Genomic DNA, 26080 nt, shown 5'->3' on the forward strand with positions numbered 1-26080 from the left:
CGACATGACACGCAATTGCGCTCTCAATGTCGGCTGGGGCCGGCTGATCTTCGGCCAGACCTTCGACAGCCTGCCCGATCTCGTGGACACGCTGCGCGAGGAGGGCCCGGACCGGCGCGACATCGCCGTCTATGTCGAGGAGCCGCATGTGCTGCTCTCGCACGCGCCGCAGGAAGTGTTCCTCGATCCCTCGCACACCTTCCGGCTGGATCTCGCCCGCTACCAGCCTTGCGAGCGGCCGCCGGCGGGCTTTCGCGTCCGCCCGCTGGAAACGGGGGCGGATGCGGACGCCATCAACCGCATCTATGCCTCGCGCGGCATGGTGACGGTGCCGCTGGAGTTCTTCCAGTCGCCGCGCGCGCCTGATCCGCTCACCTATCTCGTGGCCGAGGATGAGGCGACCGGGCGCATCGTCGGTACGGTCACCGGCGTCGATCACCGCCTCGCCTTCGACGATCCGGAGCGCGGCGCCTCGCTGTGGTGCCTCGCGGTCGATCCGCAGGCGCGCCAGCCCGGCATTGGCGAGGCGCTGGTGCGCTGCCTCGCCGAGCGCTTCGCACAGCAGGGCGCGGCCTTTCTCGACCTCTCCGTCATGCACGACAACGCGCAGGCCATCGCCCTCTACGAGAAGCTCGGTTTCGAGCGCGTCACCTTCTTCACCGTAAAGCGCAAGAACCCGATCAATGAGAAGCTGTTCGCGGGGCCCGAGCAGGGTGAGGGCTATAATCCCTATGCCCAGATCATCATCAATGAGGCCCGCCGCCGGGGCATTCTGGTCGAGCCGATCGACCCTGCGGGCGGCTTCTTCCGGCTGGCCTTCGGCGCCCGCACCGTGCGCTGCCGCGAGAGCCTGTCGGAACTGACCTCGGCGGTGGCGATGTCGATCTGCGACGACAAGAGCATCACCCGCCGCATCGTCGCCGAGGCGGGCGTGCGGGTGCCCGCCCAACTCACCACCAGCGCGCCGATGGACGAGATCGCCGCCTTTCTCAAGCGGCATGGGCGCCTGGTGGTGAAGCCGGCGCGCGGCGAGCAGGGGCAGGGCGTCAGCGTTGGGGTGGCTTCGCTGGACGAGCTGGACGCCGCCATCGCCGAGGCGCGCACATTCGCCAGCGAGGTGCTGGTCGAGGAATGCGTGGAGGGCGAGGATGTGCGGCTCGTCGTCATCAATTACCGCGTGGTCGCCGCCGCTATCCGCCGCCCGGCGACGGTGATCGGCGACGGGCGCAGCACGGTGCGCGCGCTGATCGAGGTGCAGAGCCGCCGGCGCGCCGCCGCCACCTCCGGGGAATCGCGCATTCCCTGCGACGGGGAGACGGAGCGCACGGTGCGCGATGCCGGTGTCTCCATGGAGACCGTCCTGCCCGCCGGCCAGGAACTGAAGGTTCGGCGCACCGCCAATCTGCACACGGGCGGCACCATCCATGACATCACCGACATGGTGCATCCCGCCCTGGTGGACGCCGCCATCAAGGTGGCGCGGGCGATCGACATTCCCGTGGTCGGCGTCGATCTGATGGTCAAATCGCCCACCGGGCCGGACTATGCCTTCATCGAGGCCAATGAACGTCCGGGGCTCGCCAACCACGAACCGCAGCCCACCGCCGAGCGCTTCATCGACCTCTTGTTCCCCCTCGCCATTCCTGCCGGCGCGCGCCACGCCATGGACGCGCCGCAGGGGAGGGCGGAGGCATGACGCGGCTGACCATCGATGCGGACTATCTCGCCAAGCTGCTGCGCCGGCTGCTCGCCATCCCCAGCCCCACCGGCTACACCGACACCATCGTCCGCTTCGTCGCCAAGGAACTCGCCCATTTCGACCTGAAGGTGGAACTCACCCGGCGCGGTGCCATCCGTGCCGTCCGCCCCGGCGGCACGCCGCTGGGCGCGCGGGCGCTGGTGGCGCATGTCGACACGCTCGGCGCCCAGGTGAAGGCGCTGAAGGAGAACGGGCGTTTGTCGCTCGTGCCCATCGGCACCTGGTCGGCACGTTTCGCCGAAGGCGCGCGCGGCACGGTGTTCACCGAGAAGGGCAGCTATAGCGGCACGATCCTGCCGCTGAAGGCTTCCGGCCACACCTTCAACCACGAGGTGGACCATCTGCCGGTGGGCTGGGAGCATGTGGAAATGCGGGTCGATGCGCGGGCGCGCAACGCGGCGGATCTGCATCATCTCGGCTTCGAGATCGGCGACATCATCGCCATAGACCCGCAGCCGGAGTTCCTCGACAGCGGCTTCATCGTCTCGCGCCATCTCGACGACAAGGCCGGGGTGGCGGTGATGCTGGCGGCGATCCGGGCGCTGCACGAGGCGAAGGCGGAAACGCCGGTCGATATTCACTGGCTGTTTTCGATCGCCGAGGAAGTGGGGGTCGGCGCCTCCGCCGTGCTCACCGCCGATGTCGCCTCGCTTGTCGTGATCGACAACGGCACCACGGCGCCCGGGCAGAATTCCGACGAGTTCGGCGTCACGATTTCCATGGCGGATGAGAGCGGGCCGTTCGACTACCACCTCACCCGCAAGCTGGTGGAACTGTGCCGCGCCAACGACATTCGCTACCAGAAGGACGTGTTCCGCTTCTACCGCTCGGATTCGGCCAGCGCCGTGGTCGCCGGGGCGGATGTGCGCACCGCGCTCATCACCTTCGGCGTCGATGCTTCCCACGGCTATGAGCGCATCCACATGCACGCGCTGCGCTCGCTGGCGGAACTGGTGACCGCCTATGTCGTCAGCCCGGTGGAGATCACCCGCGACTTCCAGCCGACGGCCGACCTCAAGGGCTTCACCCGCCAGCCGACGCGCGAGGCGGTGCAGGAACTGTCCTCCGATGTCGAGAGCGAGGACCTTGAGGAATAGACGCCGGGAGCCGGAAAAGTCATCCCCGGGGCGCACCGCCCGTGCGACCCGGGGCCCTCCGCGGGGGCCGGCGCCTTGTGAGCGTCGGCCCCGCGAAGACCGGCGGACCCGCATCCGCCGGGATAGGCGAGAGCGTCAGAAGCTCAGCTTGAAACTGGCATTGAAGCCATTCTCGGTGACGCCGCCGCCATATTGGCCGGTATAGGCGACACCGAGCGTGGCGCTGGCGCCGACATGCACATCGAGCCCGGCTTCCACCACGGCGGCATCTTCGGCGATGGCGACGCCTGTCGTGTCGAACGAAGCCGAGCCGAGGAACGCCTGCGTCGCCACCGGGGTGATGTCGCCAAAGGCATGGCGCCAGCCGGCCGAGGCCCGCAGCGTGGTCGCGAAGCTGCCGAGCACCACGTCCCTCTCGGCCCTGAGGCCGAGCGTGGTGAAGCTGGTTTCCATGTCGTTGCCGCGGGTCGCGAGCGCCGCCGCCCCGCCCCACTCGCCCGAGCTGTCGGTGTCGAGGCTGACATAAGCGAGGTTGGCGAAGGGCTCGAAGGCGGCGAAGGCGGTGTCCAGCCGGTAGCCGAGCTCGCCGAAGGCCTGGAACAGGCCGGCGTGGTAATCGGCGCTGAGGCTGTCGGTGAAGCCGGGGAAGGCGACCGACCGGGAGGTCGACACGTCCTGCCACGTATAGGCAAGCCCGGCGCGCAGGGCGAGCGCGCCCCACTGATTGCCGCCATAGGCGCCGATATGCCAGTTGTCGCTGTCGCCGGACGCGCCCTGGCCGCTGAACGAGGTGGCGCTGTAACCGCCCGCCACGCCGAGCCGCCAGCCGCCGTCAAACCCGGCATCCCCGCCCATGAGGAAGCCGCCCGTCGAGCCGTTGAAGCCGGCGGCGTTGGCGCTGCCGTCGAAATCGGTCCAGGAGCCGAAGCCGGTCACCCACAGGGCCCGTTCGGGTGTGGTCGCCGCGAGCGGCGCGGCCTTGGTGGCGAGCCCGTCGTCGATGGCCCGAGCAGCGGGGCTGCTGCCCGGTGCCGGCGCATAGCCCAGCACCGGCGCGGCGGAGGCGCCCACCGCCCCCTGCGCCGCCCGCATCCGGTCGATCAATGCGTTGCGGATCAGGCTGCTCTGCTGCACGAACAGGCTCTGCGAGGAGGCATACACCTCGCCCGCGAGCTGGTCGAAGGCGCCCCGCGCCTGCGCGTCGGTGGGAAGGAATGCCAGCGCGTTGCGCAGGGTGCCCGTCGGCCCCTTGCCCGGCAGCGTGTCGAGCGCGCTCGCCACGGCGAACTGGTCGCGCGTCGCGGCGGCGGCGGTGAAGTCGCGCACCTGATCGTAGCGGACATAGAGGTCGTAACCGGTATTGATCGAGGTAAGGCCGACAAAGGCTGAGACCTCGACCTCGCCGTCGACCTCGCCGTCGACCTCGCCGAAATTGCCGGTTACCCCGCCGGCGGCGCTGAGCACGCGGTAGTCGGTGCCGAAAGCGATGTCATCCACGGCGCGCAGCCGGATTGCGGCGCCGGAATCGATCGTCGCCTTGCCTTCGGCGGTGATGAGGTCCGCCTGCCCGGCGAGGTCAACATCGATGATGTAGGTCGCGCCCTTGGCGAAGGCGACATCGCCCGCGAACACCGCCATGTCGCCGGCCCCGCCATCGGCAAGGCTGAAGATGCTGTGGTTGGTGAAGGTTTCCAGCCCGTCGAAGCGGGTGGTCTCGGCGGTGTCGGCGAGGGCCGCCGCGTAGAGGGTGCCCTTATTGGTCAGCGCGTCCTGGCCGGAGCCGAAATCGTTGACGCCGCTGACCGCCCAACCGCCGGTATTCTCGAACACGTCGTCCGACTTGGTAAGCTGGACGCGGCCGATGAGAATGCCGTCATTGGCGATCTCGATCCGCCCACCCGTGGCCTTCACCACCGTCACGGCCGAAGCGGCGGCGATCTGCTCGCGGGTGATCTCGCCGTCCAGCACCGGCAGCGCCTGGCTGATGATGATGCCGCCGGCCTCGTTGGTCAGCGTGGCGCCGCCCGTGTCGTCCTTTGCCGAGTAAGCCCCGCTGTCGATGACGATGCCGCCGGTGATGAAGCCGAACTGCTCGACCTCCTCGGCGTCGAGACCGGGACGGTTGATGATGGTCACGCTCGCGCCGTCGGCATAGATGCCGACCTTGGCCGAGGCGATGAGGCCGCCGCTGTTCTCGATCAGCGTGTCGCCCTCGACGAGATAGGCGAGCAGGGCATAATCCTTCGAGCTGGTGATCTTTCCGCCCGTGCCGTTCTTCACCTCCACATCGCCGCCAATGGTGACGAAGGAGGCGCCGCTGGAGCTGACGCCGGCAAGGGTGCCGCTGCCATTGCTGACCTTGGCGCTTCCGCCGAGATCATAGACATCGATGCCGTAATTCGTGCCCGAGATCGTGCCGCTGCCGTTCTCGATGGTCAGGTCGCCTCCGCTGAACCAGGCGCCGAAGGCGGTTGAGCCGGTGATCGAGCTGGCGTCGTTCGAGACCCAGATATCGCCGGAGACGTCGTTGGCGAAGACGCCGCCGCTGCTCTTGGTCGTGCCGGTGATCTTGCTGCCGTTTTCGTTGACGAGCGTGAAGCTGTCGGCCTGCCAGACATTCAGCCCGGCCGAGTTTCCGCTGATGGCGTTGCTGTCTCCGCCCGAATTGGTGATCTTCACCGAGCCGACATCGTTGAAGATAACGCCGGAGGAGGCGAAGCCCGTGCCGGTGATCGAGCCTTTGACGGTGACGTCGATTTCCGACGCCACGATCTCCAGCGCGTTATCCTTGGTGGACATGTTGCTGAAGGTGCCGCTGACCTTGCCATCGGTGGTCTTGAGATAGACGCTGTCGCCGTAAATGTTGGTGATGGTGCCGGATTTCTGGTGGAAATCGATATCCCCGCCCTGCAGGAGCTGGATCTCGATGCCGTCGGCGACATCGGCGGCGACATTCACCGTGCGGTCGGTGCGGCCGCTGGTGACGATCTCTTCATAGCCGGCCGGCGAGGCCGTCGCGCAGGCCACCACCGTGCCGTCGCGCACGCAGTCCGCCCGCGCTTGCGGGCTGAGGCCCGAGAAGGCGGCGACGAGCGCGCCACCGGCCGCGATTCTCCCGACGGCGCGCCTGCGGCTCACCCGGCGTTCAAGCTTCCCCATAGCCCTTCGATTCCCATCCAGCCCTCAACCTGGGGCGGCAAGGTAGCGAAGCCGGAAATCGAATGATTACAGAAGCTTACCGGAGGTATTGGAGGGTTGTTCCGTCGACGAAGTGCCGCTCAGGTCAAGATGATCGGCTCGCAGAACTGGTAGCCCCAATTGCGGATGGCGCGCAGCGGATGCGCGCCTCCACCGCATTGCCGCATCTTGGCGGAGAGGCGGGACATGGTCACGGTGAGGGCGTTGCGGTTCGGCGCGCGGTCGCCCTGTTCGAGCACGACGATGATCTGCCAGGTCTCCAGCCGGTGGTCCTGCGCCCGGGCGAAGGCCGCGAGCAGCGCGGCCTCCGGGGCGGAAAGGCCGATTGTGCCCTTTGGTCCCACCAGCGTGAGCCGCACCGTGTCAAGCACAAGCCCCGTCGGCGCCGGCGCGGCCGGGCGCAGGCGCCGCGACAGCGCCAGAATGGCGGCGGTCAGCTCCTCCAGCGAGACCGGCTTCGGCAGATAGATATCCGCGCCGCTTTCATAGCCGATCCGCTTGTCGTCGCTGCGGGTACGGGCGGTCATCATGATGATGCCGATATCAGGGTTGGTGACGCGCAGCCTCCGGGTGAGGCTCAGCCCATCCTCTCCGGGAAGGTTGAGATCAACCACGACGAGGTCGATGCGCAGCGCCTGCCCCTGTTCGGCGATGGCTTCGGCGCAGTCGAAACCGACCACATGGTGGCCCTCGCCCTTCAGGGCGTTGACGATGGCCGTTCGCAGATCGTCATTGTCTTCGACGACGGCAATGCTGAGCATGGCAACCAGACGCTGAAGCGCGCTCTTCCCTCGATGAATTCGTATGTAATCAAACCATCAAGTAGGTCCACGATTCCGTGAACGATGTAAAGTCCCAGGCCGGAACCGCTCTTGGTACGTGCGTGTGGGCCGCGATAGAATTTCTCGAACAGCTGCGTCGGATCGGGCACGCCCGTGCGCCCGCACTCGTTTTCGACCGTGATCCGCACGCCGGGGCCGGCCTCGCCCGGCTCCGCCGCGGCCGTCACCTCCACGGTCGAGCCCTCCGGCGAGTATTTCAGCGCATTGTCGATGAGATTGTGCAGCACCGTGGCGATGAGCCGGGCGTCGGAGGTGACGGCGGGCAGCGCCCCGACATGCAGGGCCACCCGCCCGGCCTCGGAACTCGCCGCCACCGCCGCCCGCAGCGCCGCCGCGACATCCACCGGCGCTCGCACCACGTCGAGGCCCTTCTGCTCCATGCGGTCGGCGAAGCTGCAGCGGTCGATGATGCCTTGCATATTGCCGAAGGCGGCCTCGATCAGCCGGCGCGGCTCGCCCGCCACCTTCGCCGTGTCGACGCAGAGGCGGATGACGGAAAGCGGCGTGCGCAATTCATGGGTAAGCATCGCCATGAACCGGTTCTGCATCTCGAACTGCGCCCGCTGCAGTTCCAGCTGGCCGCGCGTGAGATCGAGCGCCAGCTGTGCTTCGATGCCGCGCTCGCGCGCTTCCCGCGAGCGCAGGGCCAGCAGCACGAACATGGGCAGGTCGGACAGCAGCCCGTGGATGATGTTGGCGTCGAGGTTCCAGGCAGAGGCGGGCACCACGCCGAGGATCGGCAGCATGGTGAGCAGGAGCGCCACCGCCTGGATGACATAGAAGATGCGCAGCACCCGCCGGCCGGGCGGCGCCTCGCGGCGCGTGCCGAACGCCATCAGCGGCAGCAGCAGCACGATGAGCGCCACCACCACGGCGTTCAGCTTCAGCGCCTGCTGGGTGGCGCCCGCCGCCAGCAGGCCGAAGGCGACGACCAAGGCCAGCAGCAGCGTGTCGATGCCCCAGCGCGCCAGAGGCATCAGGTCGAACTGGCGCAGCAGCAGGCGGTTGGTCAGCAGCGAGAACAGCGGCGTGGCGATGATCGCGACGCTGGTGAGCATGTCGACGAAGCCCGCCGGCGCGTTGGGAAAGATCAGGGCGCCATAGCCCATAATCAGCACGTTATAGCTGATGAAAAACAGCTGGTTGACCGCGAAGCAGCCCACCACGATGTCGTGGTTGAGGGCGAAGTCGCTGGCGGTCCAGAACAGGATGAACAGCAGCAGCGCCAGGATGAAGATCTGGCTGACATGGATATGCAGGTCGCGCAGCGCCGCCACTTGCGGCACGAGCGCCTCGGCGTGCATCAGCGAGGTGCTCGTGGTGGTGAGGCGCAGATAATAGGTCGTCTCCGGCCCGCTCGGCCAGATGGTGAAGCCGAGCGTGACCGAGGGCATCTCACGTTCGAGAAACGGGGTGCGGTCGCCGGTGACATATTCGCGCCAGACGCCTTGCCGGCCGGGCACGGGTTCGAACAGGGCGACCCGATCGAGATAGGTCGGGCGGATGCGCAGCACCAGCGGCCCGCCATCGGCCGGCCCGACGGTCAGCCGCAGCCAGGTCGCGGAGGGCGTATAGCCGCGCGTGAGAATGGGCGCGACGGGCGTGAAGGCGGCACCGCTCACCTCGTCGATGGTCATGGTGCCGTCGCGGTCCTCAAACATGGCGCGGGCGATCACATGGTCCTGCGAGGGAATTGTCGCCGTCCAGGCGATGGCGCCGCCGCCGCCGACGAGGAGCAGCAGGATGAGCAGGCGGGCGACCGCGGAAAGCGGGCTGCTGCGGTTGTCGGAGATGCGCGCCCGCGCCCGCCCGGCGGCCTGTGGCGTCTCATCCCCTGCCGGCTGCTGCATGCCGCTCCGCCCGTCTTCGGCCCGCAATCGGCGCGGCACCCGTCCTGAGATAAGCGGTCCCAGATAGACCAGGGACCCCTCCGTTCGCTAGCGGCGTGTGCGCTCTCCCTCGGTGTCGCCTTGTGTCAGGGCGTGGATCTCGGCGAGAAGACGGGAAGGAATCTGCACGCCCTCACGGCTGCGGGCGCGGGCGGCGTAGCGGCGCTCGGCCGGAAGCCTGACCCCCGGCTGGGCTTTGGCGAGGGCGAAAAGCGCGTCGGCGTCGTCAAGGCGCTGGCTCAGCGTGTCGCGGCCGAACATGGCGGGGTCCATGGCGATGAACAATTCCCCGCCGAGCGGCGGGCCGGCATCGCCATTCTCCACCGCCTTGGCCTGGCGGCTGGTGAGATCGCCGATCAGCGGGCCGGCGATCAGTTCCACCATGAGCGAGAGGGCCGAGCCTTTGTGTCCGCCGAAGGGGAGCAGGGCGCCGGAGAGCGCGGCGGCCGGGTCGGTGGTCGGGGCGCCGTCCGGTCCCACCGCCCAGCCCTCGGGCAGAGGCTCGCCCGCGCGGCGCTTGAGTTCAACTTCGCCGCGCGCGGCGGCACTTGTGGCGAAATCGAAAATGAAGGGCCGCCCCGCCGGCCCGGGCCAGCCGAAGGCGATCGGATTGGTGCCCAGCAAGGGCGTCGTGCCGCCCGCCGGCGCGACGCAGCACTGGCCGATGGTGAAACACCAGGCCGCCAACCCCGCCTCCACAGCGGGCTCGATATCCGCCCACAGGGCGGAGAAATGGTAGCAGTCATGGATCGCCAGCGCGGCGATGCCATAGGTCTGCGCCGCCTCGATCAGCGCCGGCACGCCGGCCTCGATGGCGAGCGGGGCGAAGCCGCGGCGCGCATCGACGTTGAGAATGACCGGCGTCGTGCGGGTGAGCACGGGCAGCGCCTCGCGCTCGGCCTTGCCGCTGCGCACGCTGTCGACATAGCCGAGCAGCCGGTAAAGCCCGTGCGAATGGCATTCATCCGCCTGGGCGCGGGTGATGGAGCGGGCGATCGCTTCCGCATGCGCGACGCCGAGCCCGGCGGCCCGCAGCGTGTCGCGGGCGAGCGCATGGAGCTCGGCAAGGCTCAGCGTGACCAGCGCGTTTCCCGTGCCCGGCGCGTTCATGAGGCGGCTCCCGCTTCCTGGAGACGGGCCGCTTCCCGCGCGCCCCTTTCGAGCGCCCGCAGCAGGTCGTCATGCACGGTGCGGATGTGTTCTTCGAGGAAGACGCAGGCGCGCGCCGTCTCCCCCGCGCGGCTGAGGTCGATCAGCGTGGCATGTTCCTCGAACGCGCGCTGCATGCCGGCCATGCCGGACCCCGCGGTGTCGCTGAGTTGCACCCGCGTGTAGCGGTCGCTCGACTGCAGCAGCGAGTGGACAATGGAAAGGGAACGGGGCTGGCCGGCATGGCCATAGAGCGCCATGTGGAACTCCGCGTTCAGCTGGCCCCAGCGGCTGAGATCCTGCGCCGCGGTGGCCGCGACCATCTGCTGCTGCATGTCGTCGAAGCGGGCGAAGTCCCCGGTGTCCAGATGAGGGATGGAGCGGGCGAGCAGGCGGGGTTCCAGCAGCATGCGCAGGCCGAACACGTCGTTGATCTCATCGGCCGAGAGTTCGGAAACGATCGCGCCCTTCTGCGGCACGATCCGCACCAGCCCCTCCGCATCGAGCTGGAACAGCGCCTCGCGAATGGGAATCCGGCTCACATTGAAGGTTGCGGCCAGCGCGTCCTGCCGCAGCTGGGCGCCGGCGGGATAGGTGCCATCCAATATGGCGCGGCGGAGCTGATCCAGGATCGCCGCCGACAGGGTCCGATGCTTGAGAAGCGGGTTCATTTACCTTCGGTCGCGCCCCGAATAATCACGTCAGGCATATTGACGGATATAATTTATAAAATCTACGATCACAAAAAAGAGGGGAACGGGTACATGACGCACACCAACGGCTTTGCTGCCGGTGGTCGGCCCTTTCGTGCCGTCACCGCAGCGTCGGAAGCCCTTCTGGTCCTGGAGCGCTTCGCCATTGGCAGCCTGATGGCGCTGCTCACCGGGCTGATCCTGCTCAACGTCGTCACCCGCTACAGCCATGTCCCGCTCTACTGGATCGACGAATCCGCCATCTTCACCACCGTTTGGCTCACCTTTCTCGGCGCCTCCGCCATGTCGCGGCTGCGGCTTGATTTCTCCATGACCATTCTGACCGAGCGCCTGCCTCCCTCGGCGGTGAAGGCGATGCGGGTCATCGCCACGCTCTGCATTCTCAGTTTCGGCCTGGCGCTGGCGGTGATGTGCTGGCTGTGGATGGACCCGGTCGGCATCGCCTCGGCCGGCTTCGATGCGCGCGAATATGGCGGGGCGACGTTCAACTTCCTCTACACGGAGCGCACCCAGACGCTGAACTGGCCGAGCTGGGTGGTCTATCTCGTCATGCCGCTTTTCGCGCTCACCCTCACGGTCCATAGCGCGGCCAATCTGCTGGAAGATCTTGGCTTCGCCAGCCCGCCGGACCGCAGCGGCATCGGCCTCAGCAATGCCGAGGAGGTCGCCTGATGCTCACCGGCGCCGCCTTCCTCGTCTTCCTGCTGGTCGGCGTGCCGATCGGCATCGCCATCTGCCTGACCGGCGTCGTCTTCATCCAGGCCTCCGGCAATCCGGTGCTCTATCAGAGCTTCCCGATGCAGATGTTCGGCTCGGTCGACAATTACGGGCTGATCGCCATCCCGCTGTTCATTCTGATCGGCGAGATCATGAATGGCGGCGGCATCACCCGCCAGATCATCTCCATGACCATGGCCTTTGTCGGCTCGCTGCGCGGCGGCCTCGCCTATGTGAACATGCTGGCCAACATGTTCGTCTCGTCCATCCTCGGCTCGGCGACCGCCCAGGTCGCCATCATGGCACAGATCATGGTGCCGGAGATGGAGGCGAAGGGCTACGACAAGACCTTCGCCGCCGGCCTCACCGCCTATGCCGGCATGCTGGGGCCGATCATTCCGCCCTCCATCATGTTCGTGATGTATTCGGTGCTGGCGCAGGTTCCGGTCGGCACCATGCTGGTGGCGGGGCTGATCCCCGGCATCGTGCTCACCGCGATGTTCTGCGTCGTCATCGCCGTCATGGGTTATGTCTACAACTACCCGCGCGGCGAGAGTTTCACCCTGCGCGAGCGCGTCGCCACCGTGGTGGCCTGCGCGCCGACGCTGCTGATCCCCATCGTCATCGTCGGCTCCATCCTCACCGGCCTTGCCAACCCCACCGAATCCGCCGCCGTCGGCGCGCTGGCTTCCGTGCTGGTGGGGCGGTTCTGGACCCGCGAGCTATCGCTGTCGCAGCTGCCGCGCATGCTGGTGCGGGCGGGCGTCTATTCCGGCATCGTGCTGTTTCTCGTGGCCGCGGCCGGGGTGCTGTCCTGGGTGCTGGTGTTCGCCAAGGTGCCGCAGGAAGTGGCGCTGTGGATCCAGTCCATCGCCACCGGGCCCATCAGCTTCATGCTGCTGGTCAATGTCATCCTGCTGGTCATCGGCACGGTGATCGACGGCGCGCCGGGCCTCATTATGACGGTGCCGATCCTGCTGCCGATCGCCACCGAGGTCTATCACATCGACCCCGTGCAGTTCGGCGTGGTGGCGGTGGTCAACCTCGTGCTCGGCTTCCTCTCGCCGCCCGTCGGCCTGTGCTTCTTCGTGGCGGCGGCGGTGACGGGGGCGAAACCCGGCAAGATGTTCCTCGTCACCCTGCCGTTCTTCTTCGCCGCCTGCCTGCTGCTGGTGCTGCTCTCGATCTTTCCCGGCCTCTCCACCGCCCTCGTCCGCTGAACCCTCCCAGCCGAAAGGACCGCCCTGATGATCACCCGCCGTACCCTGCTCGCCGCCGCTGCCGGCGCCACCCTGCCGCTCGCCGCCCCCGGCGTGCTGCGCGCCCAGGCGCGCGACCTGCGCCTTGGCATCATCACCCCGCCCGGCCACCCCTGGAACAACGCCGCGCTCAAGGTCGCCGAGGTTCTGAAGGAGAAGACCGGCGGCAAGCTGACCATGACCGTGTTCCATGCCGGCCAGCTCGGCAATGAGGGCGCGATGATGCAGCAGCTGCAGACCGGCGCGCTCGACATGGCCTTCCTGCAGGCGGCCGAGGTCGGCAACCGTGTGCCGAACGTCGCCGCCATCCTCGCCCCTTACGTGATCCGTTCCACCGAGGCCGCCGCCAAGCTGGTGCGTCAGCCCATCGCCATGCAGATGCTGGAGCCGCTGCCGAAGGAAACCGGCACGCTCGGCCTCGGCTGGGGCATCACCTCGATCCGTGTGGTGTTCTCGGCCAAGGAGATCGACGGCATTGCCGGGCTCAACGGCATGAAGCTGCGCATCAACACCACGCCGGCCTTCCGCGATTTCTACTCGCTGCTCGGCGCCGCGCCGACCCCGATCCCGACGCCGCAGGTCTATGACGCCATGGCCAATGGCCAGGTCGACGGGCTGGAGGCCGATCTCGATTTCTCGTGGAACCAGCGTTTCGACAAGGTGTCGAAGGTGCTGATGCGCATGGACGCGGTGTTCATGCCCTTCATCGCGCTGGCCTCGGGCAAGGCGTGGCAGACGCTGTCCACCGAGGACCGCGCGCTGATCACCGCCGCGACCAAGGAAGCGCTCGCCGTGCAGGTCGACGAGACCGTGACCAATGCGCCCAAGCTGATCAAGGATTTCGAGGGCACCGGCATCAAGATCGTCGTGCCGCCGACCGCCGACGCGGCGCCGATCATCGCCGAGTACGACAAGATCTGGACGCCCAAGGCGCCGATCCTGCCCGAACTGCGCAAGATCGGCGCGACGCTGGGCTGAGAGCGGTTGCCGCTTGAAATGAAAGAGGCGCCTCGCGGGGCGCCTCTTTTTTCGTGGCTCACAACGTCATCCTGAGGTGCGAGCGTCAGCGAGCCTCGAAGGATGCTGAAGCCGGAGATGCCCTGCGCGAGCCTCCTTCGAGGCTCGGGCGATGCCCGAGCACCTCAGGATGACGGCGCGAGGCGCAAGCCTCGTCAGTCCGCCGTCCAAACCGGCCGGAAGGCGGATGTCAGTCCGCCGTCCAAACCGGCCACGTGTCGGAGAGCCGGTAGCCGGTCGGCCACGGGTCTTCCGGGTCCAGCATCAGCTGCGCGGTGTGCGTCACCCAGGCCCGGCCCATGATCGAGGGCAGGATCGCCGGGCGGCCGCCGAGCGTCGTCTCGCCCTCGATCCGGCACTCGAAGCGGGAATCGATGATCGAGCGGCCGATGAAGGTCTCGCCCAGCTTCAGCTGACCCTTGGCGTGCAGCACCGCCATGCGGGCGGAGCAGCCGGTGCCGGTGGGCGAACGGTCGATCTTGCCGGGGCGGATGGCGACCGCATTGGCGCCGGTCTTCACCCCGGCCACTTCGACCACGGGCGCGGCGAACTGGCAGAAGGAAATGTGGTTCCAGTCGGCATTCTCCGGGTGCTTGAAGCCGAGCTGGCGGTTCGCCGCCTTGACGATGCGCATGCCCGTCTCGGCGAGGTCCTTGGCCTCGTCGGGGCGGATGGAAAAGCCGAGCGCATGGGCGTCGACAATGACGAAGCTGTCGCCGCCATAGGCGGTGTCGACGGTGAGCGTGCCGAGCCCTTCCACTTCCAGCTTGGCGTCGAGCTTGTCGGCGAAGGAGGGATGGTTGCGCACCTTGATCCGCTCGGCCTTGCCATTGCGGCAATAGGCCGTGACCTCGATCAGCCCGCCCGGCGCCTCCAGCACCATATGTGTCTCCGGCTCGGTCATCGGCACGATGCCGGTGTCGAGCAGCACGGTGGACACGCAGATGGAGTTGGAGCCGGACATGGGCGGGGTGTCCTCCGGCTCCATGATGATGAAGGCCGCGACCGCCTTCGGGTTCTTCGGCGGCACCAGCAGGTTCACATGGCGGAACACCCCGCCGCGCGGTTCCTGCAGCACGAAATTGCGCAGATTGTTGTCGGAGGCGAGGAAGCGCGACTGCGTCCACACGCTGTCGCCGGGCGGCGGCGCCACGCCGCCGACGATCACGTCGCCGACCTCGCCCTCGGCATGGCAGCCGACGATGTGGATGATCTTGGAAGAGCGCATGGGGGCCTCGCGTTTACGTGCGGCGCCTTGACCCTCTCCCCGACGGGGAGAGGGAGTGAAAGTTCTCAGCCGATCACCACCACCGGGTCGCCCAGCACATCGAACAGCGGGGTGATGCCCAGCCCCGGCGCGTCGGAGGCGGTCATGAAGCCGTTCTCGCGCTTCGGCGCGCCGCTGGCGATATCCACCGTGCCATAGCTGTTGAAATCGGTGGCGGAGAAGGTGAACTCCTCCGGCGTCGAGCGGGCGAGATGGGCGATGGTGGCGGTGACGATATCGCCGCCCCAGGTGTCCTCGATGGTCATCGGCGTGCCGGAGGCGACGCAGATGTCGCGCATCAGCCGCGCCTTGGTCAGCCCGCCGACCTTGGAGATTTTCAGGTTGATGATGTCCATCGCATCATCCGCCAGCCCCTTCATCAGCGTGCCGACGCCGTCGATCACCTCGTCGAGCACGAAGGGCCGCGCGGTGCGGGCGCGCACCGAGAGGCATTCCTCATAAGTGGGGCAGGGCTGCTCGATATAGACATCGAGATCGGCCACTTCCGCGCAGATGCGGGCGGCTTCCGCCCGGGTCCAGCCGGTATTGGCGTCGGCGACCAGAATGTCGGAGGCGTCGAGAATCTCGCGGGTGGCGCGGATGCGGTCAATGTCCTGATCGGCATCGCCGCCGACTTTCAGCTGGAACTTGGTGTAGCCCTCGGCCTTGTAGCCGGCGATCTTCTTCGCCATCACCTCGGGCGCTTCCTGCGAGATGGCGCGGTAGAGCGCGACCTTTTCCTGCGCCGCGCCGCCGAGCAGCTTGTAGACCGGCAGGCCCGCCACCTTGCCGAGAATGTCCCAGCAGGCAATGTCGATCGGCGCCTTCACATAGGGGTGGCCGCGCAGCACCGCGTCCATGTGCCGGTTCAGCACATTGAGGTCGGTGGGGTCGAGGCCGATCACCTTCGGGCCGATTTCCTCCAGCCCGGCGCGCACGCCATGGGCATAGGCCGGCAGATAGGCCGAGCCGAGCGGGCAGCATTCGGCATAGCCGGTAATGCCGGCGTCGGTTTCCACCGCCACTACGGTGGAATCGAACACCTCGATGAAATTGCCGTTCGACCAGTTGTAGCGGCCTTCCCGCAGCGGGAGCCCGACCTTGTAGGCCTTGATGCCGGTGATCTTCATGGCGTGGTTTCCGTTGTTTGCCGTTGCCGCCCGCGTTCAGCCGTCATCCTGAGGTGCGAGCGCAGCGAGCCTCGAAGGATGTTGAAACAGATGGTGCCCTGCGTGAGCCTCCTTCGAGGCTCGGGTGAAGCCCGAGCACCTCAGGATGACGTCGCACCCAGCGTTGTTCACACCACCACGAAGCCGTGCGCGAAGGGGTCGCGGTCGTCGATGAAGATGGTGTTGTAGCCGGTCATGCGCGCCCAGCCGCCGATGGAGGGGATGATCGCGTCGCGATTGCCCACCTTCACCGCCGCCTCGACCCGGCCCTTGAACAGCGAGCCGATGATGCTCTCATGCACGAAATCATCGCCCACCTTCAGCTGGCCGAGCGCGGCGAGATGGGCCATGCGCGAGGAGGTGCCGGTGCCGCAGGGCGAGCGGTCGATCGCCTTGTCGCCATAGAACACCGCGTTGCGCGCATGCGCCTCCGGGTGGCGGGCGATCCCGGTCCAGAGTATGTGCGACAGGCCGCGAATCTCCGGCTTCTCGGGGTGCACGAATTCATATTTCTCGTTCAGCGCGCGGCGCAGCGCCGGGCTCATGCCCACCAGTTCGCCGGCGGTGAAGTCCGCCATGTCGCGGAAGGCTTCCTGCGGCTCGACGATGGCGTAGAAATTGCCGCCATAGGCGACATCCACCGTCACCTCGCCAAGGCCGGGGCACGCGGCGGTGAGCCCGCGCGCATAAAGGAAGGCGGGCACATTGGTGATGCGCACTTCTTCCACATATTGCCCGACCTGTTTGTATTCCGCCTTCACCACGCCGGCGGGGGTGTCGAGCATCAGCACGCCCGGCGTCTTCGGCGTCACCAGCCCGTGCTCAATAGCCATGGTCACTGTACCGATGGTGCCGTGCCCGCACATGGGCAGGCAGCCGGAGGTTTCGATGAACAGGATGGCGACATCGCAATCCGGCCGGGTCGGGGGATAGAGGATCGAGCCGGACATCATGTCGTGGCCGCGCGGCTCGAACATCAGCCCGGTGCGGATCCAGTCGAATTCGCGCAGGAAATGCGCGCGCTTCTCGATCATGGTGTCGCCGACCAGGTTCGGCCCGCCGCCGGCCACCAGCCGCACCGGGTTGCCGCAGGTGTGGCCGTCTATGCAGAAGAAGCTGTGTCGCGCCATGGGATCTACTCGTCAGAAGCGGTCGGGGCGGAAAGGTTCGAGCGGAATGGAGGGCCGGCGCCCGGCGGCGAGATCGGCCACCAGCTTGCCCGTGGCCGCGCTCTGGGTGAGGCCGAGATGGCCGTGTCCGAAGGCATAGAGCACCCGCGGCGAGGCGGTGGCGGGGCCGATCACGGGCAGCGAATCCGGCAGCGAGGGACGGAAGCCCATCCACTGCTTGCCGCCTTCCGTGCGCAGGCCCGGCAGGAAGCGCGCCGCCTTGGTCAGCATCGCCTCCGAACGCTTGAAATTCGGCGGCGCCTTCAGCCCGCCCAGTTCCACCGCCCCGCCGACGCGGATGCCGGTGGACAGCGGCGTGACCACGAAGCCGTGGCCGCCAAAGGTGAGCTGGCGCCGCAGGTCGAAGGCGCCGGGGGGCAGGGTGGTGTTATAGCCGCGCTCGGTCTCCAGCGGCACGGAATCGCCGAGCGACTTCGCCAGCGGGCGCGACCAGGCGCCGCCCGCGATCACCGCCCGGCCGGCTTTGAGCAACTTGCCATCGGCGAGGCGCAACTCGACGCCCTCCGCCGTCGCCGTGACGCCGACCACCTCGCCATGCACGAGCCCGGCGCCGCGCGCCATCACCGTGCGGAACAAGGCGAGCGCGAAATGATAGGGGTCGCTCACCGTCTGCCAGTGCGGGGTGAAGGTGCCGACCGTGAAGCGCGGCGACAGGCCGGGCTGGAGCTCGGCCAGCCGCTCGCCGCGCACATGCTCGAAGGCGATGCCCTCGCGCGCCCGCGCCTCCCAGCCCGGCATCGCCGCGCTAAGCTCGGCCTCGCTCTCATAGAGCTGGAGATTGCCATCGGAACGCAGATGCTCGGCAAGGCCGGCCTGGGTCACCAGCGTCTGCATGGCGGTGGCGGCAAAGCGCATGAGGTTTCCCTGCGCCGCGATCGAGGCGCGGTAGCGGTCGGGCAGGCTGGCGCGCCAGAAGCGGATCAGCCACGGGGTGATCGGCGCGAGGTAGCGTGGGGGAATGGTCAGCGGCCCGAGCGGGTCGAGCAGCCATTTCGGCGCCTTGCGCAGCATGCCGGGCGAGGCGAGGGGGAGAATATCGGTAAAGGCCAGCGCGCCGGCATTGCCATAGCTCGCCCCTTCCGCGACGCCCCCGCGCTCGACCAGACGCACCCGGTGCCCCTCGGCCAGAAGATGGAACGCGGCGGAGAGGCCGACAATGCCGGCGCCGATGATGACGATGTCGTTCTGGGGGGAGGCTGAGGGCACGTTTTTGACCGCGCTGTTCACATCGGGCGTCCTCCCGGAGCGGCCGCAGGCCGCATCCGGGATCGCCTATAATATCCGCGAGGGAGTCCCGGCCCCTGGGTCCCCGGGTCGAGCCCGGGGATGAGGGGTCGCGTCGATGGGCGCCGCTTCACGCCGCCTTGGCGAGGGTCGGGCGGGTGGCGAGGGCCTCGCGCACGATCTTCTCCACCTTGGCGCGCTGCTCGCCTTCCAGCGGCAGGCGCGGGGCGCGCACGCGCTCGGTGGTGCCGGTGACCATGGCTTCGACCAGCTTGAGGTTCTGGACGAGATAGGTCGACACGTCGAGGTCGAGCAGCGGGCGGAACCAGCGGTAGATCGCCAGCGCCTCGTCATAGCGCTTGGCCTTCATCAGCCGGTAGATCGCGACCGTTTCCTCGGGGAAGGCGACGACGAGACCGGCGACCCAGCCCACCGCGCCGAGCGCCAGCGCCTCATAGGCGAGATTGTCGACGCCGGTGAAGATGTCGAAGCGGTCGCCGAAGGCGTTCTGCAGTTCCACCGTGCGGCGGATGTCGTCCGAGGACTCCTTCACCGCGACGAAGCGCTTGTCCTTGGCGAGTTCCGCCATGATCTCGACGGTCACGTCGACGCGGTAGGCGACGCGGTTGGAATAGATCATGACCGGCAGGTCGGCGGCCTCAGCCACCGCGGAGAGGGTAGCCACCGTCTCCTTCGGGTTGGTGTGGTAGACGAGGCTCGGCACCACCATCAGCCCGTCGGCGCCAGCCTGGGCGGCCCGCTTGGCGAGGCTTGCACAATCGCGGGTGGCGGAATCGGCGATGGTCATCAGCACCGGGCGCTTGCCGGCGACCGCCTTGGCGGTCTTCAGCACGGCGAGGCGCTCGTCATGCGAGAGCATGGGGCCTTCGCCGAGCGAGCCGTTGACGATGATGCCGTCGACGCCGGCGTCGATCTGCAGGCCGAAGCACCGCTCCATCTCCTTGTGATCGAGCGTGTCGTCTTCGTTGAACTTGGCGGTAACGGCGGGATAGACGCCCTGCCACATGGGAATGCTCCTTAAGTCTCGTGCGAATGCGCGAAGGGATCAGAGGACGGATTTGAGGAAATCGATGGTCTCGGGCTTCTGGGGATTGCCGATGACCTGGGCGGGGGGGCCGATCTCGTGGATCTTGCCCTTGTGGAAGAAGGCGACGCGGTCGGAGACCTCGCGGGCGAAGGCGATCTCATGGGTGACGACGATCATCGTCATGCCTTCGGCGGAGAGCGAGCGCATCGTGTCGAGCACCTCTCCGACGAGCTGCGGGTCGAGGGCGGAGGTGACCTCGTCGAACAGCATGTAGTCGGGCGACATGGCGAGCGCGCGGGCGATAGCCATGCGCTGCTGCTGGCCGCCGGAAAGCTTGGAGGGATAGACCTTCAACTTCTCGGAGAGGCCGACACGGGCGAGCTTGTCCACCGCGATCGCCTCGGCCTCGGCCTTCGACTTGCCCAGCACCTTGCGGGGGGCGAGCATGACGTTTTCCAGCACGGTGAGGTGGGGGAAGGCGTTCCACTGCTGAAACACGATGCCGATCTTGCGGCGCAGCTTGTTGAGGTCCGTGCCGCGCCCGTGAACGTTGGTGCCGTCGACGAGGATGCGGCCCGCATTGATCGGCTCAAGCCCGTTGATGCACATGAGCAAAGTGGACTTGCCCGAGCCGGAACCGCCAATGACGGAGACGACCTCGCCCTTCTCGACGGTCATGGTCACGCCCTTGACCACTTCGAGCGAGCCGAAGGATTTGTGGACGTCCTGGATTTCGATCGACATGCAAAAACCTCGGAGTCTCAGTCGTTCTCGCGCCAGCGCTTTTCAAGGCGGGCGCCGAGGCGGGCGATGGGGAAGCTCATCAGGAAGTAGATCAGCCCGGCGATGGAGAGCACGAACAGCGGCTCCTGGATGCGGGTGACGATGACCTGCGAGGAGCGCAGCAATTCGACGACGCCGATCCACCACACCATGGCGGTGTCCTTCATCACGCCGAGCGTCAGGCCGATCCAGCTCGGCAAAGCGACGCGGAGCGCGATGGGGAAGACGATCTCGGTCAGGTCCTGGCGCCAGGAGAGCCCGAGCGAGCGGGCGGCGCGGCGCGTGGTGGCGGGCACGGCGAGGAAGCCGGAGCGGACGATCTCGGTGCAATAGGCCGACATGTACAGCGCCAGCACGACGCAGCCGACGGTGAACGGGCTCCAGTGCAGGCCGATAATGGTCTTGAACGAATTCGCCACCACCAGCTGGATCAGCAGCGGGATGGAACGGAACACGTCGAGCACCGCGCCGAGCGGGGCGTTGACCCACCAGGGCGCAATGGCGCGGATGACGCCGAAGACGACCCCGAGCAGCGTGCCGCCGAGCACCGCCCAGAAGGTGAGCATCAGCGTGACGCCCGCGCCCTTGAGCATGAACAGCAGGTCGTTGAAGGAGAAGCTGGTCTCGAACAGCGAGGAGAACATGGCGCGTGCCCCTCTCAGTAGCGGAACAGCCGCCACGCCATCAGGCGCGCGGAGAGGGTGACGAATTTGGCGAGCAGGTAGTAGATCACGGCGGCGAGCGCGAAATATTCGAAGGTGCGGAAGGAGCGCACATTCAGATCCTGGGTGACGCCGGTGAGATCGTTGTTGAGGCCGACGATGACGCCGAGCGAGGTCATCAGGATCGCCCACACCATCTGGTTGGTGAGGGGATAGAAGACGATGCGGAACATTTGCGGCATCACCACCAGGCGGAAGGCCTGGACCTGCCCCATGCCGAGCGAGCGGGCGGCGCGCACCTGCGTCGGCGGCACGGCGCGCAGGCCGCCGCGGAAGGTCTCGGCGAGATAGCCGGCATTGTTGAAGGTGATGCCGGCGAGCAGGGCGACGAAACTGTCGAGATGGATGCCGAGCGAGCCGAGGCCGAAATAGGCCATGTAGATCTGGAACAGGGCCGGCGTGTTGCGGGCGAGCTCGATCCAGCTTGCCGCCGCCGCCCGCAGCGCCCGGTAGGGCGAGGCGGCGGCGAGCGCGAGCAGGATCGCGAAGGCGACCCCGAGCAGCATGGAGAGCACGGCGATCTCCAGCGTGACCAGCGCGCCCCACAACATGTCGGGCAGGGCGCGGAACGCCGGCAGCCAGTGGAAAGTGTAGTTCATGGCGGGCTCGTGGTCGCGGGCATCGGGCGCAGAATGCAGGGGCAAGAAAGATGCCGGGCCGTCATCCCGGCCTGAGGCGAAGCCACAGCGCCGGGATCGTCGACCGGGCTTGCCTCGGTGTCATCCCGGAGCGGCCTGCCGGCCGTCCGGGATGACGCCTGGGTTGGGCGCTTAGCGATAGACGCCGGGCACCGTCAGGTCGGGCGCGGCACCAAGGCCGATCCACTTGTCGTAGAGCGCCTTGTAGCGGCCGGTGCGGACCTGCTGGTTGATGAACAGGTTGAGGTAGTTGAGGAGGCCCTGCTCGTTGCGCAGGGCGATGAGGGCGACATAGTCGATGTCGTAGGGGGCATCGCCGCCCATCATCAGGCCCTTATACTTGCCTTCCTTCACGATCGCGGCGGCGACGGTGGAGGTGACGACGGTGGCGTCGATCTGGCCCTGGGCGAGGGCGAGGAACACATCCGCCTGCGTCTGGTAGCCACGGAAGCTCGTCCCCGCGCCCCACGCCTTCACGTCCTTCTCAAGCGCCAGCGCTTCGAAGGTGCCGGCGACCGAACCGGTCTTCTTGCCCTTCAGGCTGTCGTAATCCTTGATGCCGAGGCCGTCCTTGGTGAGCACGACCATCTTGAAGGCGAAATAGGGGATGGTGAAGCCAGCGGTCTTGGCGCGTTCCAGCGTGTCGGAGGTCGAGGCGACACCGACATCGACGCGGCCGGAGATCAGCGCCGGGATACGGTCGGGGAACGGGGTCTCGACGATTTCCGCCTTCACGCCCAGCGCCTTGGCGAGGTCGTTGCAGTAATCGACATCGAAGCCGATCGGGTTGTTGTTGGCATCGCGCGAGCCCATGGGCGGGAAGTCCAGCACCACCGCGCAGCGCAGCGTGCCGGAAGCGATGATGTCGTCGAGCTTGTCCGCCTGCGCGGGCAGAGCGGCGGCGAGCGTCAGCGCCGCCGCGGCCAGAATGCCGAATCCCTTAGCCATAATGGCTCTCCTCTGGAGGAAGCTGTCTTCATTGTTGATGACCGGCGGCGCCTCTGCGGTGCCCGAGCCGGCGACGGAAAGGAGCTTCCAATTTTTGGATCCAAGTTGCAATATCCATTTTAGGGTCGCGGCACGAATTTTACCTGTGCACATCAGGTAGAATCGCGGACGACAAAGCGGCACGCTGCCGAAAGCCGGATTTCGGCTGAATCGGCGCCGGGTTTCGGGAGGCAGGCAGGTGAAGGTGAAGGCGACGGACATCGCGCAGATGGCATCCGCATCGGATGTCATTTTCGACGCGCTGCGCCAGGCGATCGCCAAGGGCGACATCGCCGAAGGCCAGACCCTGCGGCAGGACCATATCGCCCGCATGTTCAATGTCAGCCGCATTCCCGTCCGCGAGGCGCTGACCCGGCTGGAAGAGCAGGGGCTTGTCTCCACCCAGCGCTATCGCGGCGCCGTCGTCACCACCCTGTCCACCGACGAGATCCGCGAGATCTTCCAGTTCCGCGCCCTGCTGGAGCCCGAGGTGCTGCGCTATTCGGTGGAGCGCATGTCGGACGAGGCGCTTGAAGCGGCCAAGCGCTTCGCACATGCCTTTGCCACCGAGACCGATTCCTCGCACTGGGGCGAGCTCAACCGCAGCTTCCACTACAGTCTCTACGAGGCGTCCGGGCGGCCCTATTACCTGCAGACCATCAGCGCCGCGCTCGACCGCGTCGACCGCTATCTGCGCGCCCAGCTGGTGCTCACCGACGGCATGGCCCGCGCGCGCCGCGAACATGAGGGCATCCTGCTCGCCTGCATCCGCCGCGATGCGGAGGAGGCGGCCGAACTCACCCGCCAGCATATTCTCGGCGCCTGCGTCTCGCTGATCGATTTCCTCGACCGTACCCGCGCGGCCGAGGAGGCCTAGCCGCCCCGCAGGGTCGCTGTCGGCGGGGCGGCCTGACGGGCAGGATCGGTGAGCGCCGCTCGCCGTCCGGCCTCCGCGAGGGCGAGCAGCGCGCCGAACCGCAGAGCCTCGAACGCGCCGAAATCCGGGGTGGTTCCGATCAAAAGGCTCACGGCGAAAGCGGGAAAGAACGACCATTTCAGCGCGCTCGACAGGCCTTGCAGCTGCGGCGCGGTCCGGGGCGCGGGGCTCAGCAGCAGCCGCGCCACGAAGCCGAAATAGAGAAGGAAGCCGGCGAGGCCGGTGCTGGCGAACAGCACAACGGCAAAGTTGGATGCGCGCGTCGAGCCCAGGCCGACGCCGATAAGATAGCTGTCCAAGCCGGCCTGCAGCGACCGCGTCGTCCAGGCGGTGCGCTCCACATAGGAACCGGTCTGGGTCTTGCTGAACACCACCTCGTCGAGCCGCTCCATGACGGGCTCGAAGACGCCGGGTGTGATCATGACCGCCGCCGCGGCGAAGCCGATGATGGCGAGCGCGAGGAAAAAATCCTCGCGCACGCCGCTCTGGGAGAAGCGCGGGCGGTTGATCCGGAAGGCGCGGGTGAACCAGTCGAGCCCGATCAGCAGGGCGAGAACACCGAGGCCGACATAGCCCGCCGACGAGGTGGAGGCGACCACCAGCACCGCCAGGGCGATGATCAGCGCATTGAGGCGCAGCGACTGCGCCCGGTCGTCGATGATGCCGCGGAGGAAATACAGGCAGGCCAGAAGGCTCAGCGCCAGCCCGCCATAGGCGGAAGCCTCGGGCATCAGGCCGGTGATGCGCGGGACGCCGTCGCCGATGCTGGCCTTGTCGAGCAAGGCGTAGCCGGCGGTCTTGAAAGGATCGAGAACCGGGTCGAGCGGGATTGTGGTGGAGAGATAGCTGAGGGCGCCGGTGATGATGGTGACGACGGCGCTGACCGTCAGCCCGCGCAGGAGCAGCCCCTGGTGGCGCGGAATGCGGAAGAACCGGGCGAAGGCGAAGACCAGCAGCACGGAGAGGGTGAGATAGCCGATCTGCGATACGTTCTGCAGGGTCGGGCGCAGCAGCGCGATTCCCAGAAAGGCTTCCGCCATCGGCACCACGGCGACCTGCCCGGCGAGGAGGCGCGGGACGAACAGCGTCACCAGCAGCGCTACCGTCCAGAACAGCGTCAGCAGGATTCCGGGCCCGCGCAGGGCCAGGGTCAGCAGGTCGGCAATGCCGTGCCGGCGGAGCAGGAACTGCCGCAGCACGAACAGCGCGCCTGCGACAGGCGCCGCCAGAATCGAAAGGCCCCCGGTGACCTGTGTCGGGATGACGGCGAACATGCCGAAAGGCAGCATGGCGAAGAACAGCCACAGCAGGAGCTGGCGGCGCGAGAACAGGCCCCACACCGCGAGAGCCCAGAAGCCGGCGAGCGCCAGCCCATTCATGGCGGACACCGGCCGCGACTGGCGGCGACCGTGTCGACCACTTCGAGCAGGCGCCTGCCGGCGGCGTGCCAGGTGAAGCGGGCGACGAAGGCGCGGCCGTCCCGGGCGAGGCGCGCGCGCAGGCCGCTCTCGTCGCGCAGCCGCAGCAGCGCCGCCTCCCAGGCGGAAGGATCGTGCGGGTCGGCCTGCAGCGCGCCGGGGCCGCACACTTCCGGCAGGGCGCCGCAGGGCGCGATCACCGCCGGCGTTCCCAGCATCAGCCCCTCCACCGGCGGCAGGCCGAAGCCCTCGGTGAGCGAGGGCGTGCAGACCGCGAGCGCGTTCTCCTGCAAGGCGCGCATCTCGCCATCATTGACATAGCCGGGGAAGACGACATTGGCGCCCGCCGTCACCCCGGCGGCGGCGAAGGCCGCGCGCCCGGTGCCGCCCACCAGGACCAGCGTCATTCCCGCCAGCGCCGGGCGGGCGAAGGCGCGGATGAGCAGCGGGATGTTCTTGTGCGGCATGAGATTGGCGAGGGCCAGCGCGTAGCCGCGCGGCGCCAGTCCGAACCGGGCGAGAATCTCCGTCTGCGGCGGCGCCCGCAGCGCATGGTCGACGCCATTGGGGATGACATGCACCCGCTCCGCCGGGGCGAGGCCGAGGCCGACCAGTTCGGATTTGGCGAAGTCCGACACGGTCAGCAGCCCCAGCTGCCGCCGCCCGGCCAGACGGATATTGGCCTTGAGGGTGGCGCGGAACGCCAGAGAATAGGAGGAAGGCGCGGTGAAAACCTGCGCATCATGCACCATGGTCAGGCCATTGCGCAGCAGCAACGGGCTGCGCGCGGCGAAATTGATCAGCAGCCGGCCCCCGGCGGCGCGCGGCAGGTCGATCTGCTCCCACAGATTGCCCGTCCGGCTGCCGACCCGCTCGACCGGCAGTCCCGCATCGAGAGCGCACGCATTGGGCGGCGCCAGCACGCGCATCCGCCAATCCGCGGGATACGCGCCCGACGCCCCCAGCGCGACAAGGGCGCGGCTCAGCCGCTCCGCCACCGCATAGGTCGCGGCCGGCGGGCCGGCGAGAAAGCGCCCATTGATGCAGATGTCCATGC

At 67.6% G+C, this 26080-nt stretch carries 22 protein-coding genes; 6 read left to right on the forward strand and 16 right to left on the reverse strand.

Annotation, left to right across the window (positions count from 1 at the left end; all coding sequences use genetic code 11):
- The first annotated feature begins 4 nt into the window (after positions 1 to 4).
- Both ngg and J2S75_RS18565 read left to right on the forward strand, forming a co-directional pair.
- Positions 5 to 1696 (forward strand): N-acetylglutaminylglutamine synthetase, encoded by a 1692-nt coding sequence (gene ngg, locus J2S75_RS18560; protein WP_307022093.1) that lies wholly within the window; start codon positions 5 to 7, stop codon positions 1694 to 1696.
- Entirely contained in the window at positions 1693 to 2856 is a 1164-nt protein-coding gene (locus tag J2S75_RS18565) for an osmoprotectant NAGGN system M42 family peptidase (protein ID WP_307022095.1), read from the forward strand. Before ngg ends, J2S75_RS18565 begins: the two co-directional genes overlap by 4 nt.
- A gap of 135 nt (positions 2857 to 2991) precedes the next feature.
- Here J2S75_RS18565 and J2S75_RS18570 read toward each other — a convergent pair whose 3' ends face one another.
- From J2S75_RS18570 to J2S75_RS18590, 5 genes are all read right to left on the reverse strand, one after another.
- A complete protein-coding gene (locus J2S75_RS18570) occupies positions 2992 to 6015 on the reverse strand; it encodes an autotransporter outer membrane beta-barrel domain-containing protein (RefSeq protein WP_307022097.1) in 3024 nt (1007 codons plus the stop codon).
- A 119-nt stretch (positions 6016 to 6134) separates the two neighbouring features.
- Positions 6135 to 6815 (reverse strand): response regulator transcription factor, encoded by a 681-nt coding sequence (locus J2S75_RS18575; RefSeq protein ID WP_307022099.1) that lies wholly within the window; start codon positions 6813 to 6815, stop codon positions 6135 to 6137.
- A complete protein-coding gene (locus J2S75_RS18580; RefSeq protein WP_307022101.1) occupies positions 6752 to 8746 on the reverse strand; it encodes a sensor histidine kinase in 1995 nt (664 codons plus the stop codon). Before J2S75_RS18580 ends, J2S75_RS18575 begins: the two co-directional genes overlap by 64 nt.
- 87 nt (positions 8747 to 8833) lie before the next feature.
- Positions 8834 to 9895 carry an Ldh family oxidoreductase gene (locus J2S75_RS18585; protein WP_307022103.1) on the reverse strand — a complete coding sequence of 354 codons (1062 nt, stop codon included), beginning with the start codon at positions 9893 to 9895 and terminating at the stop codon, positions 8834 to 8836.
- Positions 9892 to 10605: a GntR family transcriptional regulator gene (locus J2S75_RS18590; protein WP_307022104.1), complete on the reverse strand. Its 714-nt coding sequence runs from the start codon at positions 10603 to 10605 to the stop codon at positions 9892 to 9894. The genes J2S75_RS18585 and J2S75_RS18590 overlap by 4 nt, the downstream gene beginning before the upstream one ends.
- Before the next feature lie 93 nt (positions 10606 to 10698).
- On the opposite strand from J2S75_RS18590, the gene J2S75_RS18595 reads away from it, so the two are divergent.
- Genes J2S75_RS18595 through J2S75_RS18605 form a run of 3 tightly spaced genes read left to right on the forward strand, consistent with a single transcriptional unit; the run spans position 10699 to position 13601 of the window.
- On the forward strand, positions 10699 to 11319 hold the full coding sequence (locus J2S75_RS18595) for a TRAP transporter small permease (protein WP_307022106.1): 621 nt from the start codon (positions 10699 to 10701) through the stop codon (positions 11317 to 11319).
- Positions 11319 to 12584: a TRAP transporter large permease gene (locus tag J2S75_RS18600; RefSeq protein ID WP_307022107.1), complete on the forward strand. Its 1266-nt coding sequence runs from the start codon at positions 11319 to 11321 to the stop codon at positions 12582 to 12584. The genes J2S75_RS18595 and J2S75_RS18600 overlap by 1 nt, the downstream gene beginning before the upstream one ends.
- 24 nt (positions 12585 to 12608) lie before the next feature.
- Positions 12609 to 13601, forward strand: coding sequence for a TRAP transporter substrate-binding protein (locus J2S75_RS18605; protein ID WP_307022336.1), 993 nt, complete (start codon positions 12609 to 12611; stop codon positions 13599 to 13601).
- Positions 13602 to 13830: 229 nt separating this feature from the next.
- On the opposite strand, the gene J2S75_RS18610 is transcribed toward J2S75_RS18605, so the two are convergent.
- From J2S75_RS18610 to J2S75_RS18650, 9 genes are all read right to left on the reverse strand, one after another.
- On the reverse strand, positions 13831 to 14868 hold the full coding sequence (locus J2S75_RS18610; RefSeq protein WP_307022109.1) for a trans-3-hydroxy-L-proline dehydratase: 1038 nt from the start codon (positions 14866 to 14868) through the stop codon (positions 13831 to 13833).
- A 65-nt stretch (positions 14869 to 14933) separates the two neighbouring features.
- A complete protein-coding gene (locus J2S75_RS18615) occupies positions 14934 to 16037 on the reverse strand; it encodes a cis-3-hydroxy-L-proline dehydratase (protein WP_307022110.1) in 1104 nt (367 codons plus the stop codon).
- Positions 16038 to 16204: 167 nt separating this feature from the next.
- Positions 16205 to 17206, reverse strand: a complete 1002-nt coding sequence (locus J2S75_RS18620; protein WP_307022112.1) for a 4-hydroxyproline epimerase — start codon at positions 17204 to 17206, stop codon at positions 16205 to 16207.
- Positions 17207 to 17218: 12 nt separating this feature from the next.
- Positions 17219 to 18472, reverse strand: coding sequence for an NAD(P)/FAD-dependent oxidoreductase (locus J2S75_RS18625; RefSeq protein ID WP_307022114.1), 1254 nt, complete (start codon positions 18470 to 18472; stop codon positions 17219 to 17221).
- A 148-nt stretch (positions 18473 to 18620) separates the two neighbouring features.
- Positions 18621 to 19517, reverse strand: coding sequence for a dihydrodipicolinate synthase family protein (locus tag J2S75_RS18630; RefSeq protein ID WP_244378745.1), 897 nt, complete (start codon positions 19515 to 19517; stop codon positions 18621 to 18623).
- Positions 19518 to 19556: 39 nt separating this feature from the next.
- Complete coding sequence (locus J2S75_RS18635; RefSeq protein WP_307022116.1) at positions 19557 to 20282, reverse strand: amino acid ABC transporter ATP-binding protein; 726 nt, start codon at positions 20280 to 20282, stop codon at positions 19557 to 19559.
- Positions 20283 to 20299: 17 nt separating this feature from the next.
- The gene (locus J2S75_RS18640; protein ID WP_307022338.1) at positions 20300 to 20953 is read right to left on the reverse strand and encodes an amino acid ABC transporter permease; all 654 of its coding nucleotides are present in this window, start codon (positions 20951 to 20953) and stop codon (positions 20300 to 20302) included.
- Between the two features lie 26 nt (positions 20954 to 20979).
- Positions 20980 to 21642 carry an amino acid ABC transporter permease gene (locus J2S75_RS18645; protein WP_307022118.1) on the reverse strand — a complete coding sequence of 221 codons (663 nt, stop codon included), beginning with the start codon at positions 21640 to 21642 and terminating at the stop codon, positions 20980 to 20982.
- A gap of 171 nt (positions 21643 to 21813) precedes the next feature.
- Positions 21814 to 22629 (reverse strand): ABC transporter substrate-binding protein, encoded by an 816-nt coding sequence (locus J2S75_RS18650; protein WP_307022120.1) that lies wholly within the window; start codon positions 22627 to 22629, stop codon positions 21814 to 21816.
- A gap of 268 nt (positions 22630 to 22897) precedes the next feature.
- Here J2S75_RS18650 and J2S75_RS18655 point away from each other — a divergent pair, with 268 nt between their 5' ends.
- Positions 22898 to 23545 (forward strand): GntR family transcriptional regulator, encoded by a 648-nt coding sequence (locus J2S75_RS18655; RefSeq protein ID WP_307022122.1) that lies wholly within the window; start codon positions 22898 to 22900, stop codon positions 23543 to 23545.
- On the opposite strand, the gene J2S75_RS18660 is transcribed toward J2S75_RS18655, so the two are convergent.
- Both J2S75_RS18660 and J2S75_RS18665 read right to left on the reverse strand, forming a co-directional pair.
- Positions 23542 to 24984 (reverse strand): O-antigen ligase family protein, encoded by a 1443-nt coding sequence (locus tag J2S75_RS18660; protein ID WP_307022124.1) that lies wholly within the window; start codon positions 24982 to 24984, stop codon positions 23542 to 23544. The genes J2S75_RS18655 and J2S75_RS18660 overlap by 4 nt on opposite strands.
- Entirely contained in the window at positions 24981 to 26078 is a 1098-nt protein-coding gene (locus J2S75_RS18665; protein WP_307022127.1) for a glycosyltransferase family 4 protein, read from the reverse strand. The genes J2S75_RS18660 and J2S75_RS18665 overlap by 4 nt, the downstream gene beginning before the upstream one ends.
- Between the last annotated feature and the right edge of the window lie 2 nt (positions 26079 to 26080).

Origin of the sequence: Ancylobacter polymorphus (genome assembly GCF_030813495.1) — a bacterium.
Classification (GTDB): domain Bacteria; phylum Pseudomonadota; class Alphaproteobacteria; order Rhizobiales; family Xanthobacteraceae; genus Ancylobacter; species Ancylobacter polymorphus.

Excerpts from the sequence above, each read along its gene's own strand:
- J2S75_RS18580 (WP_307022101.1), bottom strand. The coding sequence starts at position 8,746 with ATGCAGCAGCCGGCAGGGGATGAGACGCCACAGGCCGCCGGGCGGGCG.
- J2S75_RS18600 (WP_307022107.1), top strand. The coding sequence starts at position 11,319 with ATGCTCACCGGCGCCGCCTTCCTCGTCTTCCTGCTGGTCGGCGTGCCG.
- J2S75_RS18615 (WP_307022110.1), bottom strand. The coding sequence starts at position 16,037 with ATGAAGATCACCGGCATCAAGGCCTACAAGGTCGGGCTCCCGCTGCGG.
- ngg (WP_307022093.1), top strand. The coding sequence starts at position 5 with ATGACACGCAATTGCGCTCTCAATGTCGGCTGGGGCCGGCTGATCTTC.
- J2S75_RS18575 (WP_307022099.1), bottom strand. The coding sequence starts at position 6,815 with ATGCTCAGCATTGCCGTCGTCGAAGACAATGACGATCTGCGAACGGCC.
- J2S75_RS18635 (WP_307022116.1), bottom strand. The coding sequence starts at position 20,282 with ATGTCGATCGAAATCCAGGACGTCCACAAATCCTTCGGCTCGCTCGAA.
- J2S75_RS18655 (WP_307022122.1), top strand. The coding sequence starts at position 22,898 with ATGGCATCCGCATCGGATGTCATTTTCGACGCGCTGCGCCAGGCGATC.
- J2S75_RS18610 (WP_307022109.1), bottom strand. The coding sequence starts at position 14,868 with ATGCGCTCTTCCAAGATCATCCACATCGTCGGCTGCCATGCCGAGGGC.
- J2S75_RS18565 (WP_307022095.1), top strand. The coding sequence starts at position 1,693 with ATGACGCGGCTGACCATCGATGCGGACTATCTCGCCAAGCTGCTGCGC.
- J2S75_RS18585 (WP_307022103.1), bottom strand. The coding sequence starts at position 9,895 with ATGAACGCGCCGGGCACGGGAAACGCGCTGGTCACGCTGAGCCTTGCC.
- J2S75_RS18650 (WP_307022120.1), bottom strand. The coding sequence starts at position 22,629 with ATGGCTAAGGGATTCGGCATTCTGGCCGCGGCGGCGCTGACGCTCGCC.
- J2S75_RS18645 (WP_307022118.1), bottom strand. The coding sequence starts at position 21,642 with ATGAACTACACTTTCCACTGGCTGCCGGCGTTCCGCGCCCTGCCCGAC.
- J2S75_RS18665 (WP_307022127.1), bottom strand. The coding sequence starts at position 26,078 with ATGGACATCTGCATCAATGGGCGCTTTCTCGCCGGCCCGCCGGCCGCG.
- J2S75_RS18630 (WP_244378745.1), bottom strand. The coding sequence starts at position 19,517 with ATGTGGCAGGGCGTCTATCCCGCCGTTACCGCCAAGTTCAACGAAGAC.
- J2S75_RS18570 (WP_307022097.1), bottom strand. The coding sequence starts at position 6,015 with ATGGGGAAGCTTGAACGCCGGGTGAGCCGCAGGCGCGCCGTCGGGAGA.
- J2S75_RS18620 (WP_307022112.1), bottom strand. The coding sequence starts at position 17,206 with ATGGCGCGACACAGCTTCTTCTGCATAGACGGCCACACCTGCGGCAAC.
- J2S75_RS18595 (WP_307022106.1), top strand. The coding sequence starts at position 10,699 with ATGACGCACACCAACGGCTTTGCTGCCGGTGGTCGGCCCTTTCGTGCC.
- J2S75_RS18660 (WP_307022124.1), bottom strand. The coding sequence starts at position 24,984 with ATGAATGGGCTGGCGCTCGCCGGCTTCTGGGCTCTCGCGGTGTGGGGC.
- J2S75_RS18590 (WP_307022104.1), bottom strand. The coding sequence starts at position 10,605 with ATGAACCCGCTTCTCAAGCATCGGACCCTGTCGGCGGCGATCCTGGAT.